The 20,189-nt window shown below is 64.6% G+C and carries 2 protein-coding genes (1 of these 2 cut by a window edge); both read right to left on the reverse strand.

Going from position 1 to position 20,189, the window contains the following annotated elements; all coding sequences use genetic code 11:
• On the reverse strand, nt 1-17,823 hold the full coding sequence (locus OC71_RS08590) for a non-ribosomal peptide synthase/polyketide synthase (protein ID WP_041067198.1): 17,823 nt from the start codon (nt 17,821-17,823) through the stop codon (nt 1-3).
• Nucleotides 17,820-20,189, reverse strand: partial view of a non-ribosomal peptide synthetase gene (locus tag OC71_RS08595; protein ID WP_041067201.1) — the end only. It continues 10,644 nt past the right edge of the window; 2,370 of the gene's 13,014 nt are visible here — the last part of the coding sequence; its start codon lies beyond the right edge, outside the window; it ends in the stop codon at nt 17,820-17,822. The genes OC71_RS08590 and OC71_RS08595 overlap by 4 nt, the downstream gene beginning before the upstream one ends.

Consider the following 20,189-nt stretch of genomic DNA (forward strand, 5'->3'; position numbering starts at 1 on the left):
TCAGGACAGCGCTTCGCCGACCGCCAGCGCCAGGCCGTCATGCCACCACGCGGCGAAACTGAAGACGTTGGGCGCCTTGAGAATCGTGAAGTGGTTGCCCGGCCCGTACCACACCGCCAGATCACTGACCTGCCGCTGCCAGCCTTCGAACATCGCCGCCTGTTCGCGCTGATTGCCCCACTCGTCCAGCGTCGGGTCATCGACCAGCACCAGCCGCACCGGCCCGCTGTAGGCCAGACGCGGCTGATAGACCGTGCGCAAGGCGCTGGCGAACGTGCGGACCGGGCCGTGCATCGCGTCCGGTGCCGCGCGCTCCGACAACACCCCGGCGCGCACCATGCCGGCGTGCAGCAGGCGCAGTTGTGTGCTGTCATCGGCGTTGGCGAAGGTCGCCGGATCGATGCCCAGCGATTTGCCACAGGACAATTGCAGGGTGTCGATCAGCCGTTGCAGCGCGGCAGTGGCCGTGTACGGCTTGCCCGCCGTGCCGTCACCACCCGGCGCCTCGCTGTCGATCAAGGTCAGTGACGCCACTTCACGCCCGGCGGCCTGCAACTGCGCGGCCATGGCATGCGCGACCCAGCCGCCGAACGAATGCCCGATCAGGTGCAGCGGCCCTTGCGGGTGGATCTGCTCGATGGACCGCAGGTAGAACGCCGCAGCCGCTTCCACTGCGCTGTGCGGCACACTGACGCCGTCCAGCCCGCGCGGTTGCAAGCCGATGATCGGCCATTCCGGGCCGATGGCCTCGGTCAGGTGAATGAACCCGGTGACACTGTCACCCGCCCCCGGCACGCAGAAAATCGGCGCATGCCCCGGCTGCCCGGTCTGAATCGTCAGCAGCGGTTGATACAGTGTCGGCTGCGGCGTCACCAGGGTTTCCAGCGCCCCGGTAATGGCCTGACCGAGTGCCTGAATGTGCGGATGCTTCATCATGGTCCGGTGATCGCCGGGGATGTCGATGCAACGCAGCAAGCCGATATCGAAGCGCTCTTCCCAGCCGCGAGTCGGGCTCGGCAATGACTGGCCGTCCATCAGTTCCTGGGCACGGAACAAGTGGATCGGCTGGCTCGCCGGGCTGACCCGGTAATGCGCCAGCGCCAGACGATGCGCCGCTTCGCGATCAAAGTAATGCCAGGCGTCCGCCGCGCTGACCGTGGCCAGTTCCGGGTCGGTCAGTTGTTGCGCCTGACAGCGCTGGAACAGCTCGGGGAAGTCCAGTTGTTCGACTTGCGCTTCCAGCGTTTGCACCGCCGCCAGCGCTGCCTCGCTTTCAGCACCGAGCATCAGCGAACGGCCACGGCAATGGCCGAGTAACTGGCGCTTGTCCAGGCCCTCGCCGCTCCACATGGCCTTGTCCTGAGCCAGCGGGTTCGGTGCGTAGCTGTCGAGCATGCCGATAAACTCCACCGGTTCATCGAGGCCAAGCAATTGCTGCGCGACCTCATGCGCCAGCACCCCGCCGAACGACCAGCCCGCCAGCTGATACGGGCCGTGTGGCTGTACCGCGCGGATGATCCCGACCATGCGCTGCGCCATGCACTCAAGCGTGCGTAATTGCGCTTGCCCCAACGGCACGCCGGGCAGGCCGTAAATCGGGAACTCGCCACCGATGTGCTGGGCCAGCGTCGGGAAGTACACGTCCCTGCCGCTGAATTCATGCAGCAGGAACAGCGGCGTACCGTGCGCCCCGCCGCGCACTACGACCAGCCCGTCAGGCTGACTGAGTGCCTCGTCCTGACTGAGCAGCGCGGCGGCAGACTCAATGCTCGGGTGCTGGAACAGCTCGGCCAGCGACAGTTGCAGCCCGGCCCGTTGCAGCAGATTGACCAGTTTCACCGCCAGCAACGAATGCCCGCCGAGTTCGAAGAAATTGTCGTGCCGTCCGACCTGCTCGACGCCAAGCACCTCGCCCCAGATCTGCGCCAGCGCGGTTTCGACTTCACCCTCGGGCGCCACGTAAGGCCGGTTGATGACGGCATCGGCCCCCGGTTCCGGCAGGGCCTTGCGGTCGATCTTGTCGTTCGGTGTCAGTGGCAAAGCGTCGAGCAGCACAAACGCGCCGGGCACCATGTACTCGGGCAAACGCTCCAGCACATGCCCGCGCAAGGTTTCCAACGATGGCGCGTCGATGCCGGCGCGCACGGTGTACCAGGCCACCAGACGCTCATCACGCACCATCACCACCGCTTGCCGAATCGCTGGATGCTCGATCAACCGTGCCTCGATTTCTCCCGGCTCCAGACGCAAGCCACGCAGCTTGATCTGGAAGTCGTTGCGACCGAGGAATTCCAGCTCGCCAGCGTGGTTGTAGCGCGCGAGATCCCCGGTGCGGTACAGCCGATCCCCCGGCACAAACGGGCTGTCGATGAAGCGCTCGGCCTGCATCTCCGGCAAACCGTGATAACCGCGCGCCACGCCGACGCCACCGATGTGCAACTCACCGCTGACGCCTTGCGGTACCGGTTGACCGTAGGCATCGAGCACATACAGACGGGTGTTGCTCAATGCCTTACCGATGGGCACCACGTTGTCCGGCACCGGCATGTCCGGCTCCAGCGTCCAGCCGGTGCTGTCCACGGTGGTTTCGGTCGGGCCGTAAACGTTGTGCAAACGCACCCACGGCAGGCGATCGCGCACTTGGCGGGCCAGCGCTGCACTGAGTTCGCCACCACCGTTGAGCACATCGGTCAGGCTGGTGCATTGCTCGACACCGTCCTGCTCGATGAACTGCTGCAACAGCGCCGGAACGAATTTGACTACGGTGACCTGCTGCTCACGAATGGTCTGCACCACATACGCCGAATCGCGGTTGCCATCCGGTCGCGCCAGTACCAGGCGCATCCCGGAACACAGCGGCCAGAAGATCTCCCACACCGAACTGTCGAAACTGAACGGCGCCTTTTGCAGCAGCGCGCCGTGCTCGGTTGGCGGACTGAGCTGCGAGCCCCAATGCACCATGTTGCAGGCGCTGCGATGCTCGATCATCACGCCTTTCGGCAATCCGGTAGAGCCCGAGGTGTAGATCATGTACGCAAGGTTCGAGGCGCTGAGACGCGGCACTGGCGAATCATGATCCGGCAGGTGCTGCCAGGTACTGCGGTCAAGGTCGATTACCGTGGCGGTCGCTTCATTGAACAACTCGCGAGTAGCGGTCTGCACCAGCACCGCGGTCGGCGCGCTGTCCTTGAGCATGTACGCCAGACGCTCCACCGGATACCCCGGATCCAGCGGCACATAGGCGCCACCCGCCTTGAGAATCCCCAGCAGACCGATCACCAGATCCAGCCCGCGCTCGACACAGATCGCCACCCGCGCATCCGGTTGCACACCGAGTTCACGCAAATGCCGGGCCAAGCGGTTGGCGCGCTGATTGAGCTCGCGGTAGGTCAGGTTGCCTTGCGCGGATTGCAGCGCGACAGCGTCCGGTTTGCGCCGCACTTGCGCTTCGAACAAGCCGTGCAACGGCTGCTCCAGCGGGCAATCAACCTCGGTGGCGTTGAAATCCACCAGCAAGCGCTGACGCTCATCCGTCGCCAGCAACGGCACCTGCGTCAACAGCACCTGATCATCATTGACCAACGCCGCCAGCAGTTGCTGGAAGTAGCCGACGAAGCGGCGAATGGTCGCCTCGTCGAACAAGGCCGTGGCGTAGCGCAACGAACCGCGAATCCCGTCGGGCGAATCGCCAAGACTCAGTGACAGGTCGAATTTCACAAAATGGCTCTCGCCGGCCACGCCTTCCAGGGTCAGGTCGCCGAGGGTCAGGCTCGGATCGTCGTTGTTGTCCCAACTGAGCATGGTCTGGAACAACGCGCTGTGCGACAGACTGCGGACTGGCTTGCTGATGTCCACCACTTGCTCGAACGGCAGATCCTGATGCGCCTGAGCGTCCAGAGTCTGCGCCTTGACCCGCGCCAGCAGCGCCTCGCCGCTCGGCTCGCCCGAGGTGTCGATGCGCAGCGCCAGGGTGTTGACGAACATGCCGATCAGCCCTTCGATCTCCGCGCGGGTGCGGTTGGCCACCGGCGAGCCGATCACCACGTCGTCCTGCCCGGACAAACGACTGAGCAACATCGCCCAGGCGCTCATGATCACCATGTATGGCGTCACCGCACGACGCTGACACAAGGCTTTCAAACCGGTGCTCAAGTGTTGATCGAGCAGTATGTCGACGCGGCTGCCGGAATAGTCCTGCTGTGGCGGACGCGGACGGTCGGTGGGCAGGGTCAGCAGGGCTGGCGCGCCGGCCAGGGTCTGCTGCCAGTAATCGCTCTGGCGCTGCAGCACCTCGCCACTGAGCCAGCGCCGTTGCCACACCGCGTAGTCGGTGTATTGCAGGGCCAGCGGCGGCAGCGGATCGTCTTCGCCACGGCTGAACGCTTGATACAACGCGGCCAACTCGCGGGTCAGCACGCCCATCGACCAGCCATCGGCGATGATGTGGTGCAGCGTCAGCAACAGCACATGATGGTCGTCGGCCAGACGCACCAGACGTCCGCGCAGCAGCGCATCGTGCTGCAGATTGAACGAGGCGCAGGCCTGCTCCTCAATCAGGCCACGCAAGGCGTTGTCAGCCTGTGGGTGCTGACGCAGGTCTTCTACCGCCAGCAGCAAACTGCTCTCGGCCGGCAGAATCAGCACCTGCGGCTGATCGTCGATCTGGCTGAAGCGGCTGCGCAGGGTTTCGTGACGCGCAACGATGCGTGCCAGTGCCCGTTGCAGCGCGTCTTCATCCAGCCGACCACGCAGGCGCAGACCGACCGGGATGTTGTAGGCGCTGTGGCCGCCATCCATCTGCGCCAGGAACCACAGACGTTGCTGGGCGAAGGACAGTGGCAATAGCTGATCACGCGGTGCCGGCAAAATCTCCGGCAAGGTGCTGCGCCCCGCCCGGCTCAACACCTCGGCGACAGCGGCCAGCTCGGGGTTGGCGAACAACTCGGCCAGTGTCAGCTCGACGCCTAGTTGCTGGCGCACCTGCGACAGCATGCGCATTGCCAGCAACGAATGCCCGCCCAGTTCGAAGAAGTTGTCGTGACGACCGACCTGTTCGAGCTGCAACAAACCGGCCCAGATCCGCGCCAAATGTTGTTCCAGCGCCGACATCGGCGCGACATACACCCGGCTGAGCATCGCTGCCTGTGTCGGCGCCGGCAGCGCCTTGCGGTCGACCTTGCCGTTGTTGTTCAACGGCAGTACATCCAGTTGTACCCACGCGCTCGGCACCATGTATTCCGGCAGTCGCGCCAGCAACTGCGCGTGCAGATCGGCGCTGTCCAGGCGCCCGGCGTGCGCGGTGTAGTAGGCCACCAGACGCGTGATGTCCTGACCATCGCGGCGCGCCAGCACCACCGCTTCCTTGATCCCCTGGCAGTTGAGCAGGCGGTTTTCGATTTCGCCCAGTTCGATACGGAAACCGCGAATCTTCACCTGATCGTCATTGCGCCCGATGCAATCGAGCTGCCCCGGTGCCAGCCAGCGTGCGAGGTCGCCGGTGCGATACAGCAGCGCGCCCGGCTGCTCGCTGAACGGATCACACAGAAACTTCTCGGCGGTCAGATCGGCGCGGTTCAGGTAACCCAACGCCACGCCCTGCCCGCCGATGTACAACTCGCCGGTCACGCCCATCGGCACCGGTTGCTGATGCGCGTCGAGCACGTACACCTGAGTGTTGGAGATCGGCGCGCCAATCGGCACGCTCTCGGCGTTTTCCGCCACTTCACGCACTTCAAACGTCGTGGCGTAAGTGGTGGTTTCGGTCGGGCCGTAGCAATGCACGATGCGCAACTCTGGCGCCTCGGCCAGCAGTCGACGGAACGCCGCCGGGTCGCCACGCTCACCGCCACACAGCAGAATGCGCAAGCCTTTGAGCGCCTGCGGAATCAACTGCACGTACTGATTGAACAGCGCCGTGGTGACGAACAGCACGGTCGCCCCGGAGGCGCTCAACTCATGGCCGAACGCGTTTGGATCAAGCAGGGTCTGGTGATCGATCACTACCACGCGCCCGCCGTTGAGCAGCGGCCCCCAGATGTCCATGGTGCTCGCATCGAACGCCGGGTTGGAGGCAAACGCCACGCGGTCCTGCGGGTTGAAATCGGCGTAACCGTTGTTCAGCACCAGACGGCCGATGGCGCGGTGCGGCACCATCACGCCTTTCGGCGTGCCGGTGGAGCCGGAGGTGTACATGATGTACGCGAGCGACTCCGAGGACTGCGCCAGATTCGGGTTGTGCGTCGGTTGGCCACTGAGGGTCAAGCGGTCAAGGTCGATGCGTGGCGCGGCGTAGTCGATGACTTCACTGCTGAGGGTCAGCAACGCCGCTGCCTGACAGTCCTCGACCATGAACGCCTGCCGCTCGCTCGGGGCATTGATGTCCAGCGGCACATAGGCCGCCGCGCACTTGGCAATCGCCAGTTGCGCCACCAGCAGTTCCAGCGAACGCGGCAGCAGGATCGCCACGTGATCGCCCGGCTGTACGCCTTGGCTGATCAAATGATGCGCCAGACGATTGGCCTGGGCGTTCAGCTCAAAGTAGCTCAGCGAATGCTCGCCATGCACCGCCGCCACCGCCTTCGGATGCGCCGCTGCTTGCTGCTGGAAAATCCCGTGCACGGTCAGCGCTTGCGGGTATTCGCGTGCAGTGGCGTTGAAGTCGTAGAGCAAGCGCTGACGCTCAGACTCGGTGAGTAACGGCACATGCTCCAGCACTGTCCGCTCATCGTTGACCATCGCCGCCAGCAGGCGCTGCAAGTAGCCGACATAACGCTCGACGGTCGCTTGATCGAACAACGCCGTGGCGTATTCCAGCGAACCGCGAATCACCCCGTTGACCTCACCCAGGGTCAGGGTCAGGTCGAACTTGGCCACCCGGCCCGGCGCAGCCACACCCTCAAGACTCAGATCGCCCAGCGCCAGGTGCGGGCCGACGCTGCTGTCCCAACTCAGCGTGGTCTGGAACAGCGGGCTGTGCGCCAGACTGCGCGCCGGCCGGGCGATTTCCACCACTTGCTCGAACGGCAGATCCTGATGCGCCTGCGCCTCCAGCGTGCGCGCCTTGACCCGTGCCAGCAGCGTGGCCACGTTCGGTTCACCCGAGGTGTCGATACGCAGCGCCAGGGTGTTGACGAACATGCCGATCAGGCCTTCGATCTCGGCCCGGGTGCGGTTGGCCACCGGCGAGCCGATCACCACGTCGGACTGCCCGGACAAACGACTCAGCAACAGCGACCAGGCACTCATCAGGGTCATGAACAGGGTCACGCCGTGACGCTGACTCAAGGCTTTGAGCCCGGTGCTCAGGCGCTCGTCCAGCCGTACTTCGACGCTGCTGCCGGCAAAGTCCTGCTGTGGCGGACGCGGACGGTCGGTGGGCAGGGTCAGCAGCGCCGGCGCGCCGTCGAGGGTCTGCTGCCAGTAATCGCTTTGCCGCTGCAGCACGTCACCGCTGAGCCAGCGCCGCTGCCACACGGCGTAGTCGCCATATTGCAGCGCCAGTGGTGGCAATGGATCCGGCTGACCGTGACTGAAGGCCTGATACAGCGCCATCAGCTCACGGGTCAACACGCCCATCGACCAACCGTCGGCGACGATGTGATGCACGGTCAGCAACAGCACATGCTGCTCGTCGGCCAGACGAATCAGGCGTCCGCGAATCAGTGGATCGTGCTGCAGATCGAAGGCAGTCGCGGCTTCCTGCGCGAGCAGTGCCTGCACCGTGGCTTCGGCCTGTGGATCCTGGCGCAGGTCCTCCACCTGCAACAGCAGACCGCTGTCGACCGGTGCAATCATCACCTGCGCCTGATCGTCGACGCTGACGAAACGGCTGCGCAGGGTGTCGTGGCGCGCAACGATCTTCGTCAGCGCGCGCTGCAAGGCTTCGCCATCGAGCCGTCCACGCAGGCGCAGGCCAAGCGGAATGTTGTACGCCGAATTGCCGCCGTCCATTTGCGCGAGAAACCACAGGCGCTGCTGGGCGAAGGACAGCGTGCCGTCACGCGGCACCGCGACGATCGGTGGTTGGCTACTGACCTGCGCTACGCCCAGGCACTCGGCGACCGCCGCCAGTTCAGGGTTGGCGAACAGATCGGCCAGCACCAGCTCCAGCCCCAGTTGCTGACGCACCTGCGCGACCATGCGCATGGCCAGCAGCGAATGGCCGCCGAGTTCGAAGAAGTGATCATGCCGACCGACCCGCTCGACCTGCAGCACCTCGGCCCAGATCTGCGCCAGCGCGGTTTCCAGCGCGTCTTGCGGTTCGACGTATGCGCGGCTGAACAGCGCAGTCAGCTGCGGCTTTGGCAGCGCCTTGCGGTCGACCTTGCCGTTGGCGGTCAGCGGTAATGCGTCAAGCCTGACGAATGCCGCCGGCACCATGTATTCCGGCAGTTGCGCCAACAGCCGGGCGCGCAGATCGCCAACGCTCAGCGCGTCGCCCTGTTCGGTGAAATACGCCACCAGACGTGGCTGGCCGGGTTCATCCTCTCGGGCCAGCAGCACCGCGTCTTGAACGCCGTCGAGCTGATTGAGGCGGGTTTCGATCTCGCCCAACTCGATACGCACGCCACGGATTTTCACCTGATCGTCGTTGCGCCCGAGGTATTCGAGGGTGCCGTCCTCGCGCCAGCGCGCCAGGTCGCCGGTGCGGTACAGGCGTGCATTCGGCACGCTGCTGAACGGATCGCGCAGAAAGCGTTCGGCGGTCATCTGCGGATGGTTCAGGTACCCACGGGCCACGCCGGCACCGCCGACATACAACTCGCCCATCACGCCCAGCGGCACCGGGCGTTGCTGCGCGTCGAGCAGATACACCGTGGCATTGCTCACCGGTTTACCGATGTGCAAGACGTCGCCCGCCTCGATCAGGCCGGAGGTCGCCACCACCGTGGCTTCGGTCGGGCCATAGTTATTGATCACCCGGAACGGCTGGTTGCGGTTGAACTGGCGCAGACGATCGCCGCCGATCAACAGGGTTTTCAGGGTCGGATGCGCCGGCTCCTGACTGAAGGCGTACTCGGCCACCGGGGTCGGCAGGAAGCTCACGTCCAGCGGCTGCGCACGCCACCAGGTCAGCAGCGCGTCGATGTCTTCGTTGCCGTCATGGTTTGGCGCCAGATGCACGGTCGCGCCAACGCACAAGGCCGGCCAGACTTCCCAGGCCATGGCGTCGAAACCGAACCCGGCCAGGCTTGAAGTATGGCTGCCAGCGTGCAGATCGAAGGCCGCGCAGTGCCAGTCCACGAGGTTGCTCAGGGTCTGATGCTCGACCATCACGCCCTTCGGCAGGCCAGTGGAGCCGGAGGTGTAGATCACGTAGGCCAGGTGTTGCGGGGTCAGGGCCGGCAGCGACGGGTTGTCGATTGGCTCGTTTGGCCACTGGCGCAGATCAAGGTCGATCAGCGGCACCGACAATGCCGGCAGGCGTTCACGCAGAGCGCTTTGGCTCAGCACCGCGACAGGCGCACTGTCTTGCAGCAGATAGCTCAGGCGCTCCGCCGGGTGCGCCGGATCCACCGGCACATAACCGGCGCCCGCCTTGAGAATCGCCACCAGCCCGACCAGCGTATCGAGACCGCGCCGGGCGACGATGGCCACGCGGTCGTCAGGCTGTACACCCGATGCAATCAAATGATGCGCCAGCATGTTGGCCTGGCGGTTCAACTCGGCATAGCTCAGCGAGGCACCGGCAAACACCGCTGCCAGCGCCTGCGGCCGTTCAATGGCTTGCTGCTCGAAACGCTGGGCAATCGTCAACCCCTGCGGGTAATCGGCGCGGGTCGTGTTGAAGCTGTGCAACACCTGCTCGCGCTCCGCGCCCGGCAGGATCGACAGCGGTTCAAAGCCTTGATGCGGCGAGTGCTCCAGCGCCTCCACCAGCGCGTGCAAGGCGCATTGCAGATAGTCGCAAATGCGCCGCGCATCGATACCGGCACCGGCCAGTGCGGTCAGGCTGAAGCCTTCGCCGAGGTCGTCGACGCTAAGGGTCAGGCGGTAGTTGCTGTGCTCCTCGGCCTCGAGCAATTGCATGCCCTGCCAGGCCGCCCGGGCCTCGGCAGAACCGCCACCCGCCGAGGCACCATGACGGTAATTGAACAACGTGCTGAACAGCGGCGTGCTCGGCGCCATGGCGCTGCAATGCTGAATGCGCGCCAGTTGTGCGTGTTCGTGCTGGAGCAACTGGCTGAGTAATTGATGCGTCGCCAGTGCTGCGCCCTTGACGCTGTGCGCGCGCAGATCGATACGCAGCGGCAAGGTATTGATGAACACCCCGAGCGCCCGTTCGGCGCCCTCGCCGCCCTGCAAGCGACCGAGCAATACCGTACCGAACACCACGTCGTCACGACCGGACAATGGCCCCAGTACCTGCGCCCATGCCAGGTGCATCAGACTTGCAGCGCTGACACCCAGGCGCCGCGCCTGACTGCGCAGGTTGCGGCTCAGCGTGGCGTCGAGGCTCAACCGAGCCTGCGTGGCCAGCCCTTCCTGCGCCGGGTTCTGCCCGTAAGGCAAGGTGGGTTCGTCGACGTCACCGAGCATCTCGCGGAAGAACGCTTCGTGCTGCTGGTCGCTCATCCCCGACAGGGTGTGCGCCACGTAATTGCGATACGGCACCGGCTCGGCCAGACGTTGCGGCTGACCGATCAGGAACGCCTGCATCTCGTGTTGCAGCACCTCCAGCGCCACGTGGTCCATGATCAGGTGATGGAACAGCAACAACGCCACCACCCGCTGATTGGCTGAATCCCAGGCGTGTACCACGCGCATCAGCGGCGCCTGATTGACGGCCAGGCGGTACTGCGTGGCGTCGAAGCGACGGCGCAATTGCTCGAGTACATCGCCGTTCGCGCCATCCAGTTCCAGCGCTTCGCACGCCAGCGGTGCCTCACGCCAGACCACTTGCACCGGGTCTTGCAGGCCGTCCCAGAACAGCGAAGTGCGCAGGATGTCGTGGCGCTGGATTACGTTCTGCAGGGCTTGGGTGAAGGTGTTCAGGCGCTGCTCGTCGGCAAATGCAAACTGCGCCTGCAACACATACGGATCGCCCTGTGCGGCGGACAAGTGATGAAAGAGGATGCCAGTCTGCAACGGCGCCAGCGGATAGATGTCCTGCACATTGGCCACGCCGCCGGGGATGCTGGCGACGATGCGGTCAATGCTCGGCTGGTCGAGCGCTACCAGTGGCAGCAGCTCGGGAGTGATGCGTGTGCAGTCCGTGGTGATGAAGTTGGCCGCGACTTCGGCCTCCGGTTCACCGCCCACCGCAGCGGCCAGTGCGGCGAGGGTCGGCTGGTTGAACAGCACGCGGATGTCGGCCGTCAGACCGGCGCGACGCATGCGCGCCACCAGATTTACTGCCAACAGCGAGTGGCCACCCAGTTCGAAGAAATGGTCGTGGCGCCCTACCCGCTCAACCTTGAGCAGGTCAGCCCAGAGCTGCGCGAGGGCGATTTCCACTTCGCCGACCGGCGCTTCATATTCACGGGCGGTCAGCGCCGCCAGATCCGGCGCCGGCAACGCCTTGCGGTCGAGTTTGCCGTTGGGGCTCAGCGGCAGTGCATCGAGATGCACGAATACGGCAGGCACCATGTAGTCCGGCAGGTTTTCCAGCAGATGGCTGCGCAGTGTTTCAATTTCCAGCGGTGCGCCGGTGTAGTACGCGACCAGACGTTTGTCCCCCGGCACGTCCTCGCGGGCCAATACGGCGGCTTCCTGAATGCCGTCAATCTGGGTCAAACGCGCCTGGATTTCACCGAGTTCAATACGCAAACCACGGATCTTCACCTGATCGTCGTTGCGACCGAGGTACTCGATATTGCCGTCCGCCAGATAGCGGGCGACGTCGCCGGTGCGGTACATCCGCCCATTGGCCTGGAACGGATCGTCGAGGAAGCGTTCGGCGTTCAGCTGTGGGCGATTCAGATAACCGCGCGCCACCTGCACGCCACCGATGTACAGCTCGCCGACCACGCCGTGCGGCACCGGTTGTTGCTGGGCATCGAGGATGTACATCCGGGTGTTGGCGATTGGTTTGCCGATTGGCGTGTTGTCCGGGGTGCTTTCGAGCGGCCCTGCGCAGTTCCACGCGGTCACGTCCACTGCCGCTTCGGTCGGGCCGTAGAGGTTGTGCAGTTCGCTGCCCGGCAGTTGCTGTTTGAAGCGCCGTACCACGCTGCCCGGCAACGCTTCGCCGCTGCACATGACTTGCCGCAGGCTGCTGCAACGTGCGCTGTCACCGTGAGCGAGAAACACATCGAGCATCGACGGTACGAAGTGCAACGTGGTGATGTGTTCACGTTCGATGATTTCGCTGAGGTATTGCGGATCCTTGTGCCCCTCGGGCCGCGCCATGACCAGTCGTGCGCCAGTCATCAACGGCCAGAAGAACTCCCAGACCGAGACGTCGAAGCTGAACGGGGTTTTCTGCAACACCGTGTCGCTGGCGGTCAGTTGATAGGCGTCCTGCATCCACAGCAGGCGGTTGACCACCCCGCGATGTTCGTTGATCACGCCTTTCGGTTGGCCAGTGGAACCGGAGGTGTAGATCACGTACGCGGTGTGCTGCGGGGTCAAGTCAGCGAACGACAAATTGTCCGATGGCAGCGACTGCCAGTGCGGCTGATCCAGATCGATCAGCGGCACCGCTACATCGCCGAGCAACGAACGCGTCGAACCCTGCACCAGCACCGCCAGCGGCGCGCTGTCCTCCAGCATGTAGGCCAGACGCTCCAGCGGATACGCCGGGTCCAGCGGCACGTAACCGCCGCCAGCCTTGAGGATCGCCAGCAGCCCGACCACCATGTCCAGACCACGTTCGACGCAGATCGCCACCCGTGAGTCCGGCCCTACGCCCAATTCACGCAGATGCCGCGCCAGTTGATTGGACCGGGCATTGAGTTCGGTAAAGCTCAGACGCTGCTCGTCACTTTGCAGCGCAATAGCCTGCGGCGTGCGCGCCACTTGCGCTTCGAACAGACCATGAATGGTCTGCTCAAGGTCGTAATCGACCTCGGTGGCATTGAACTCGACCAACAAACGCTGCTGTTCCTCCTCCGCCAGCAACGGCGCCTGTTCCAGCAGCGCCTGATCATTGCCGACCATCGCCTGCAACAGGCGCTGGAAGTAACCGACGAAGCGCTCGACCGTGCTCTGGTCAAACAACGCCGTGGCGTATTCCAGCGATCCGCGAATGATGCCGTTGGACTCACTCAGGCTCAGCGACAGGTCGAACTTGGCGAAGTGGCTCGGCTCGGCCACGCCTTCCAGCATCAGTTCGCCGAGGGCCAGCGCCGGGCTTTCGAGACCATCCCAACTGAGCAAGGTCTGGAACAACGGGCTGTGCGCCAGGCTGCGCACGGGCCGGGTGATTTCCACCACTTGCTCGAACGGCAGATCCTGATGCGCCTGCGCTTGCAGGGTTTGCGCCTTGACCCGCGCCAGCAGCGCTTCGACGCTCAGCTCGCCCGAGGTGTCGATGCGCAGGGCCAGGGTGTTGACGAACATGCCGATCAGGCCTTCGATCTCGGCGCGGGTGCGGTTGGCCACTGGCGAACCGATCACCACGTCCGCCTGCCCGGACAAGCGGCTGAGCAGCATCGCCCAGGCACTCATCAGCGTCATGTACAGGGTCACGCCGTGGCGCTGGCCCAAAGCTTTGAGCCCGGCGCTCAAGCGTTCGTCGAGCACGACGGCAACGCTGCTGCCGGCATAGTCCTGCTGCGCCGGGCGCGGCCGATCGGTCGGCAGCATCAACAGCGCCGGGGCGCCGGCGAGGGTCTGTTGCCAGTACTCGCTCTGGCGTTGCAGCACTTCGCCGCTGAGCCAGCGCCGTTGCCACACCGCGTAGTCGGTGTATTGCAGCGCCAGCGGCGGCAACGGATCCGGCTGGCCATGACTGAACGCCTGATACAGCGCCATCAGCTCGCGGGTCAAAACCCCCATCGACCAACCGTCAGAGATGATGTGGTGCAGGGTCAGCAACAACACATGGTGATCGTCGGCCAGGCGTACCAGTCGCCCGCGAATCAACGGATCGTCCTGCAAGTCGAACGGCCCGGAGGCTTCGCCCTGAATCAGCGCCTGCAGGGTTTCCTCGGGTTGCGGGTGCTGGCGCAGGTCTTCGACCCGCAGCAGCAGGCCGGTGTCCACCGGGGCAATCTGCACCTGCGCCTCGTCGTTGAATTGGGCGAAGCGGCTGCGCAGGGTTTCGTGGCGGGCGACGATCCGCGCCAGTGCGCGTTGCAGCGCCGCGTCGTCGAGACGACCACGCAGACGCAGGGCCACGGGAATGTTGTAGGCGGTGTTGGCGCCTTCCATTTGCGCGAGGAACCACAGGCGTTGTTGGGCGAACGACAGCGGCAACGCGCCGTCACGCGGTACCGGCACGATCTGCGGTTGCGCACAGCGTCCGGCCTCGCTGAGCACTGACGCGACCGCCGCCAGTTCGGCGTTGGCGAACAGATCGCTCAGCGCCAGCTCGACACCCAGATGCTGGCGCACTTGCGAAACCATGCGCATCGCCAGCAACGAATGCCCGCCGAGTTCGAAAAAGTGATCCTGACGCCCGACCCGCTCGACCTGCAGCACGTCGGCCCAGATCTGCGCCAGCGCGGTTTCCACCTCGCCTTCGGGCGCCGCGTATTCACGGGTGAACAGCGCCGCCAGATCCGGCGCCGGCAAGGCCTTGCGGTCGACCTTGCCGTTGGCGGTCAGCGGCAGCGCGGCGAGTTTGACGAACGCGGTCGGCACCATGTACTCCGGCAACCGGCTGAGCAATTGCGCGCGCAACTCGCCCACCGGCAGCGCCTCGACCTGCGTCTGCTCGGTGAAGTAGGCCACCAGTCGCGGCTGGCCGGGTTGATCTTCGCGGGCCAGCAGCACCGCCTCCTGAATCCCCGGCAACTGATTGAGGCAGGTTTCGATCTCGCCCAGCTCGATGCGCACGCCACGGATTTTCACCTGATCGTCGTTGCGCCCCAGGTACTCGAGGTTGCCGTCTTCACGCCAGCGTGCAAAGTCGCCGGTGCGGTACATCCGCGCATTGGGTGCGCTGCTGAACGGGTCACGCAAAAAGCGCTCGGCAGTCATTTGCGGGCGATTCAGGTAGCCACGGGCGACCCCGGCACCGCCAACGTACAACTCGCCAGCCACGCCAACCGGCACCGGGCGTTGTTGTTGGTCAAGCAGGTACACCGTGGCATTGCTCAGCGGTTTGCCGATGTGCAGCGCGTCGCCGCTTTGCACCCGACCTGAAGTCGCGACCACTGTGGCCTCGGTCGGGCCGTAGTTGTTGATCACGTCGAAATGCTGATTGCGATTGAACTGACGCAAGCGGTCGCCGCCGATCAGCAACGTGCGCAGGGTCGGGTGTTCGAGGTTCTGACTGAAGGCGTATTCGGCCACCGGCGTCGGCAGGAAGCTCACGTCCAGCGGCTGCGCGCACCACCACGCGAGCATGGCATCAATGTCTTCGCCACCCTCGTGAGTCGGCGCCAGATGCAGGGTCGCGCCTGCGCACAACGCCGGCCAGACTTCCCAGGCCATCGCATCGAAACCGAAACCGGCGAGGCTTGAGGTGTGACGCCCGGCACACAGGTCGAACGCCGCGCAGTGCCAGTCAACCAGATTGCTCAAGGTGTGATGCTCGACCATCACGCCTTTGGGCAGACCGGTGGAGCCGGAGGTGTAGATCACGTAGGCCAGGTTCGCGGTGCTCAGGCCGGGAACGCGCGGATTATGGGTCACGTCCTGCGGCCAGTTGCAGCGGTCGAGTTCGAGTACCGGCACGGTCAGCGTCGGTAAGCGCTCGCGCAGATTGTTTTGGGTCAGCACCGCCACTGGCGCGCTGTCGTCGAGCAGGTAGTTCAAGCGCTCCGCCGGGTGCGCCGGGTCAATCGGCACGTAACCGGCGCCCGCCTTGAGGATCGCCACCAGCCCGACCAGGGTGTCCAGCCCACGGCGGGCAACAATCGCCACGCGATCATCCGGCTTCACACCCAAGCCGATCAGGTGCTGCGCCAAGGCGTTGGCCTGCTGATTGAGTTCGGCATAGGTCAATTGCGCATCGGCAAACACCGCCGCCAGCGCGTCCGGCCGTTCGGCCACCTGCGCCTCGAAACGTTGCTGGAGGGTCTGTGGCGCAGGGAAATCCACTTGAGTGGCATTGAACCCGCGCAACAGCTGTTCAAGCTCTGCCGCCGGCAGGATCGGCAATTGATTGACCGGTGTCTGCGGCGCCTGCTCCAGGGCGAGCAGCAAGTTCTGCAGTGCGCAGAGTAGGTAGTCGCAGATACGCTGCGGATCGGTCTCGGTGCTGGCCAGCAGCGTCAGGCTGAAGGCGTCACCGAGGTCATCGACGCTCATCGTCAGCGGATAGTTGCTGCGCTCTTCGGAGTGCAACGTGGAGATGCCGTCCCACGCCGCGAGGGTTTCGGCGCTGGCGGTGGCGACGTTGTGGCTGTGGCGATAATTGAGCAGTGTGCTGAACAGCGGCGTCGGCGCCACCACGTGACTGCAGCGCTGAGCCACGGCCAGCGGTGCGTGTTCGTGCCGCATCAGCGTGGTCAGCCGTGCGTGGGTGGCGTTGACGGCCGCGCGCACATCCTGCCCGTCGACATTCACCCGCAACGGCAAGGTGTTGATGAAAATCCCCAGCGCCCGGTCAATCGCCTCGGCGCCCTGCATGCGGCCCATCAGCACGGTACCGAACACCACCTGCTGCTTGCCGGTCAGCGCGGCCAGCACCTGCGCCCAGCCGAGGTGGAACAGGCTGGCGACACTGACGCCGAGCGTCCGTGCCTGCGCCCGCAAACGCTGGCCCAATAGCGCCGCGACCGGCACGCTGAGTTCGACGATTTCGCTGCCGTCACCTTCCACATCCTGCAAGCCGTAAGGCAGCGTCGGTTCGTCGATGTCGCCGAGCATCTCGCGGAAAAACGCCTCGTGCTCGGCCTCGCTGACGCCCAGACGCGCCTGCGCCACGTAGTTGCGAAACGGCACCGGGCGCCCGAGCCGTTCACGCTGCCCGGTAAGGCAGGCGCGCATTTCGTGGCGCACCACGTCGAGGGCCGAGTGGTCGAGCGCCATGTGATGGAACAACAGCGTGGCGATCACCCGTTGCCCGGCCTCATCCCAGGCGTGGGCCAGACGCATCAGCGGCGCCTGGGTCACGTCGAGGCGGAAGTGCCGGGCGTCGAAACGCTCATGCAGATACGCCAGAACGTCGCTGGCGGGTTCTGGCAGCGTCACTTCTTCCACCGGCAGTTCGGCCCGACGCCAGACCACCTGCACCGGCGCGTCCAGCCCTGCCCAATGCACAGCGGTGCGCAGAATGTCATGGCGATCGATCACCGCTTGCAGCGCTTGAGCGAACGCTTGAAAACGCTCGCGGCTGGCAAAGGCGAAATGCGATTGCATGACATACGGATCACCGTCACCGCCACTGACGTGGTGATACAGGATGCCTTCCTGCAGCGGCGCCAGCGGGTAGATGTCCTGCACGTTGGCTGCGCCGCCGGGGACTTGTGCGACGAGGTGGTCGATGATCGTCTGGTCGAGTTCGACCAGCGTCAGCATCGCCGGAGTGATGCGCGTGGTGCCGGCAACGATGCCGTTGACCGGCACCTCGACCAGACCATGCTTGCTGGCCGAGTACTGCCCGGCCTTGATCAGCTCGATCAGCGCCGGTTTGTGCTCGCGCAACAGCGCCAGCAACGCCGGGTCGTTCAAGGCCTGCTTGTTGCCGTTGACCCGCAATTGGTCGTCCGCGACCGCCAGCTGAATATCTTTAGCCTTCAATGTGGCCAACAGTTCGATCACGTTCACAGGACGATCTCCATTCGTTCGGTAATTGCGGCGTAGCCGGCCAGGGTCGGATGTTCGAACAGCGACCTGACATCGGCTTCCATGCCTTCCTGACGCAGCCGGCCGATCAGACTGACCGCCAGCAGCGAGTGACCACCCAGTTCAAAGAAATGATCGTGGCGCCCTACCCGCTCGACGTTGAGCAACTCGGCCCAGAGCCGTGCGAGGGTGATTTCCACCTCGCCCACCGGGGCTTCATATTCGCGCACAGGCAATGCGCCCTGATCCGGCGCCGGCAGCGCCTTGCGGTCGAGTTTGCCGTTGGGGCTCAGCGGCAATGCATCGAGATGCACGAACAGCGCAGGCACCATGTAGTCCGGCAGATGCTCCAGCAAGTGGCTGCGCAGCACGTCGATTTCCAGGCGTGCCCCGGTGTAGTACGCCACCAGACGCTTGTCGCCGGATGCATCTTCGCGGGCGAGCACGGCGGCTTCCTGGATGCCGTCGATCTGGGTCAAACGCGCCTGGATTTCACCGAGTTCAATACGCAGGCCACGGATCTTCACCTGATCGTCATTGCGACCGAGGTATTCGATATTGCCGTCCGGCAGATAGCGGGCGACGTCGCCGGTGCGGTACATCCGCCCGTTGCTCTGGAACGGATCGGTGAGGAAGCGTTCGGCGTTCAGTTCCGGGCGATTCAGATAACCGCGCGCTACCTGCACGCCACCGATGTACAGCTCACCGACCACGCCGTGCGGCACCGGTTGTTGCTGGGCATCGAGGATGTACATGCGGGTGTTGGCGATCGGTTTGCCGATCGGTGTGTTGTCCGGGGTTTGCTCCAGCGGCCCGGCGCAATTCCACGCGGTCACGTCGACAGCTGCTTCGGTCGGGCCGTAAAGGTTATGCAGTTCGCTGCCCGGCAGTTGCTGTTTGAAGCGCCGCACCACGCTGCCCGGCAACGCTTCGCCGCTGCACATGACCTGACGCAGACTGCTGCAACGTGCGGTGTCAGCGTGAGCGAGAAAGACGTCGAGCATCGACGGGACAAAGTGCAGCGTGGTGATGTGTTCGCGTTCGATGATTTCGCTGAGGTACTGCGGATCCTTGTGCCCCTCGGGCCGGGCCATGACCAGTCGGGCGCCAGTAATCAACGGCCAGAAGAACTCCCAGACCGAGACGTCGAAGCTGAACGGGGTCTTTTGCAGAACCGTGTCAATGGAACTCAGTTGGTAAGCGTCCTGCATCCACAGCAGGCGGTTGACTACCCCGCTGTGTTCGTTGATCACGCCTTTCGGTTGGCCAGTGGAACCGGAGGTGTAGATCACGTACGCGGTGTGCTGCGGGGCCAGTTCGGCTATCTCAAGATTGTCTGTCGGCAGCGCTTGCCAATGCGGCTGATCCAGATCGATCAGCGGCACCGCTACATCGCCGAGCAACGAACGCGTCGAACCCTGCACCAGCACCGCCAGCGGCGCGCTGTCTTCCAGCATGTAGGCCAGACGCTCCAGCGGATAAGCAGGGTCCAGCGGCACGTAACCGCCGCCGGCCTTGAGGATCGCCAGCAGCCCGACCACCATGTCCAGACCACGCTCGACGCAGATCGCCACCCGTGAGTCCGGCCCTACGCCCAATTCACGCAGATGCCGCGCCAGTTGATTGGACCGGGCATTGAGTTCGGTAAAGCTCAGACGCTGCTCGTCACTTTGCAGCGCAATAGCCTGCGGCGTGCGCGCCACTTGCGCTTCGAACAGACCATGAATGGTCTGCTTAAGGTCGTAATCGACGTCCGTGGCATTGAGGCCGAACAGCAACTGCTGGCGCTCGGCATCCGCCAGCACCGGCAGGCGATTCAGGGCCTGCTGCGGTGTCTGCTCCAGCGCTTCGACCAGCCCCGCCAACGCCTGCTGCATGTAGCCACACACCCGCGCCGCGCCGATCTGTGAAGGGGTCATTGCCGTAAGGTCAAAGCCCTGGCCCAGGTCATCGACGTTGAAGCTCAGCGGATAGTTGGTGCGCTCCTCGTTGGACAGGTTTTCGATGCCTTGCCAGGCCAGACGATTGGCCTGCAACTGTTCCTCGCTGACGCTGTGCCGGTAGTTGAGCATGGCGCTGAACAGCGGCGACGGCGCCGCCACCCCGCTGCAACGCTGGGCCAATGCCAGTGACGCATGTTCATGGCCGAGCAATGCGGTCAGTTGTGCATGGGCGGCGCGCACCCCGGCACGCACCGAAACATCGCCCAGATCCACCCGCAGCGGCAGCGTATTGATAAACATCCCCAGACCGCGATCAGCGCCGGTACCGCCCTGCATTCGCCCCAGCAGCACGGTGCCGAACACCACGCGCGCATGTCCGGAGGTCGCCGCCAATACCTGAGCGAA

The sequence above is a fragment of the Pseudomonas sp. W15Feb9B genome (genome assembly GCF_000828175.1).
GTDB classification, from domain to species: Bacteria; Pseudomonadota; Gammaproteobacteria; order Pseudomonadales; family Pseudomonadaceae; genus Aquipseudomonas; species Aquipseudomonas parakoreensis.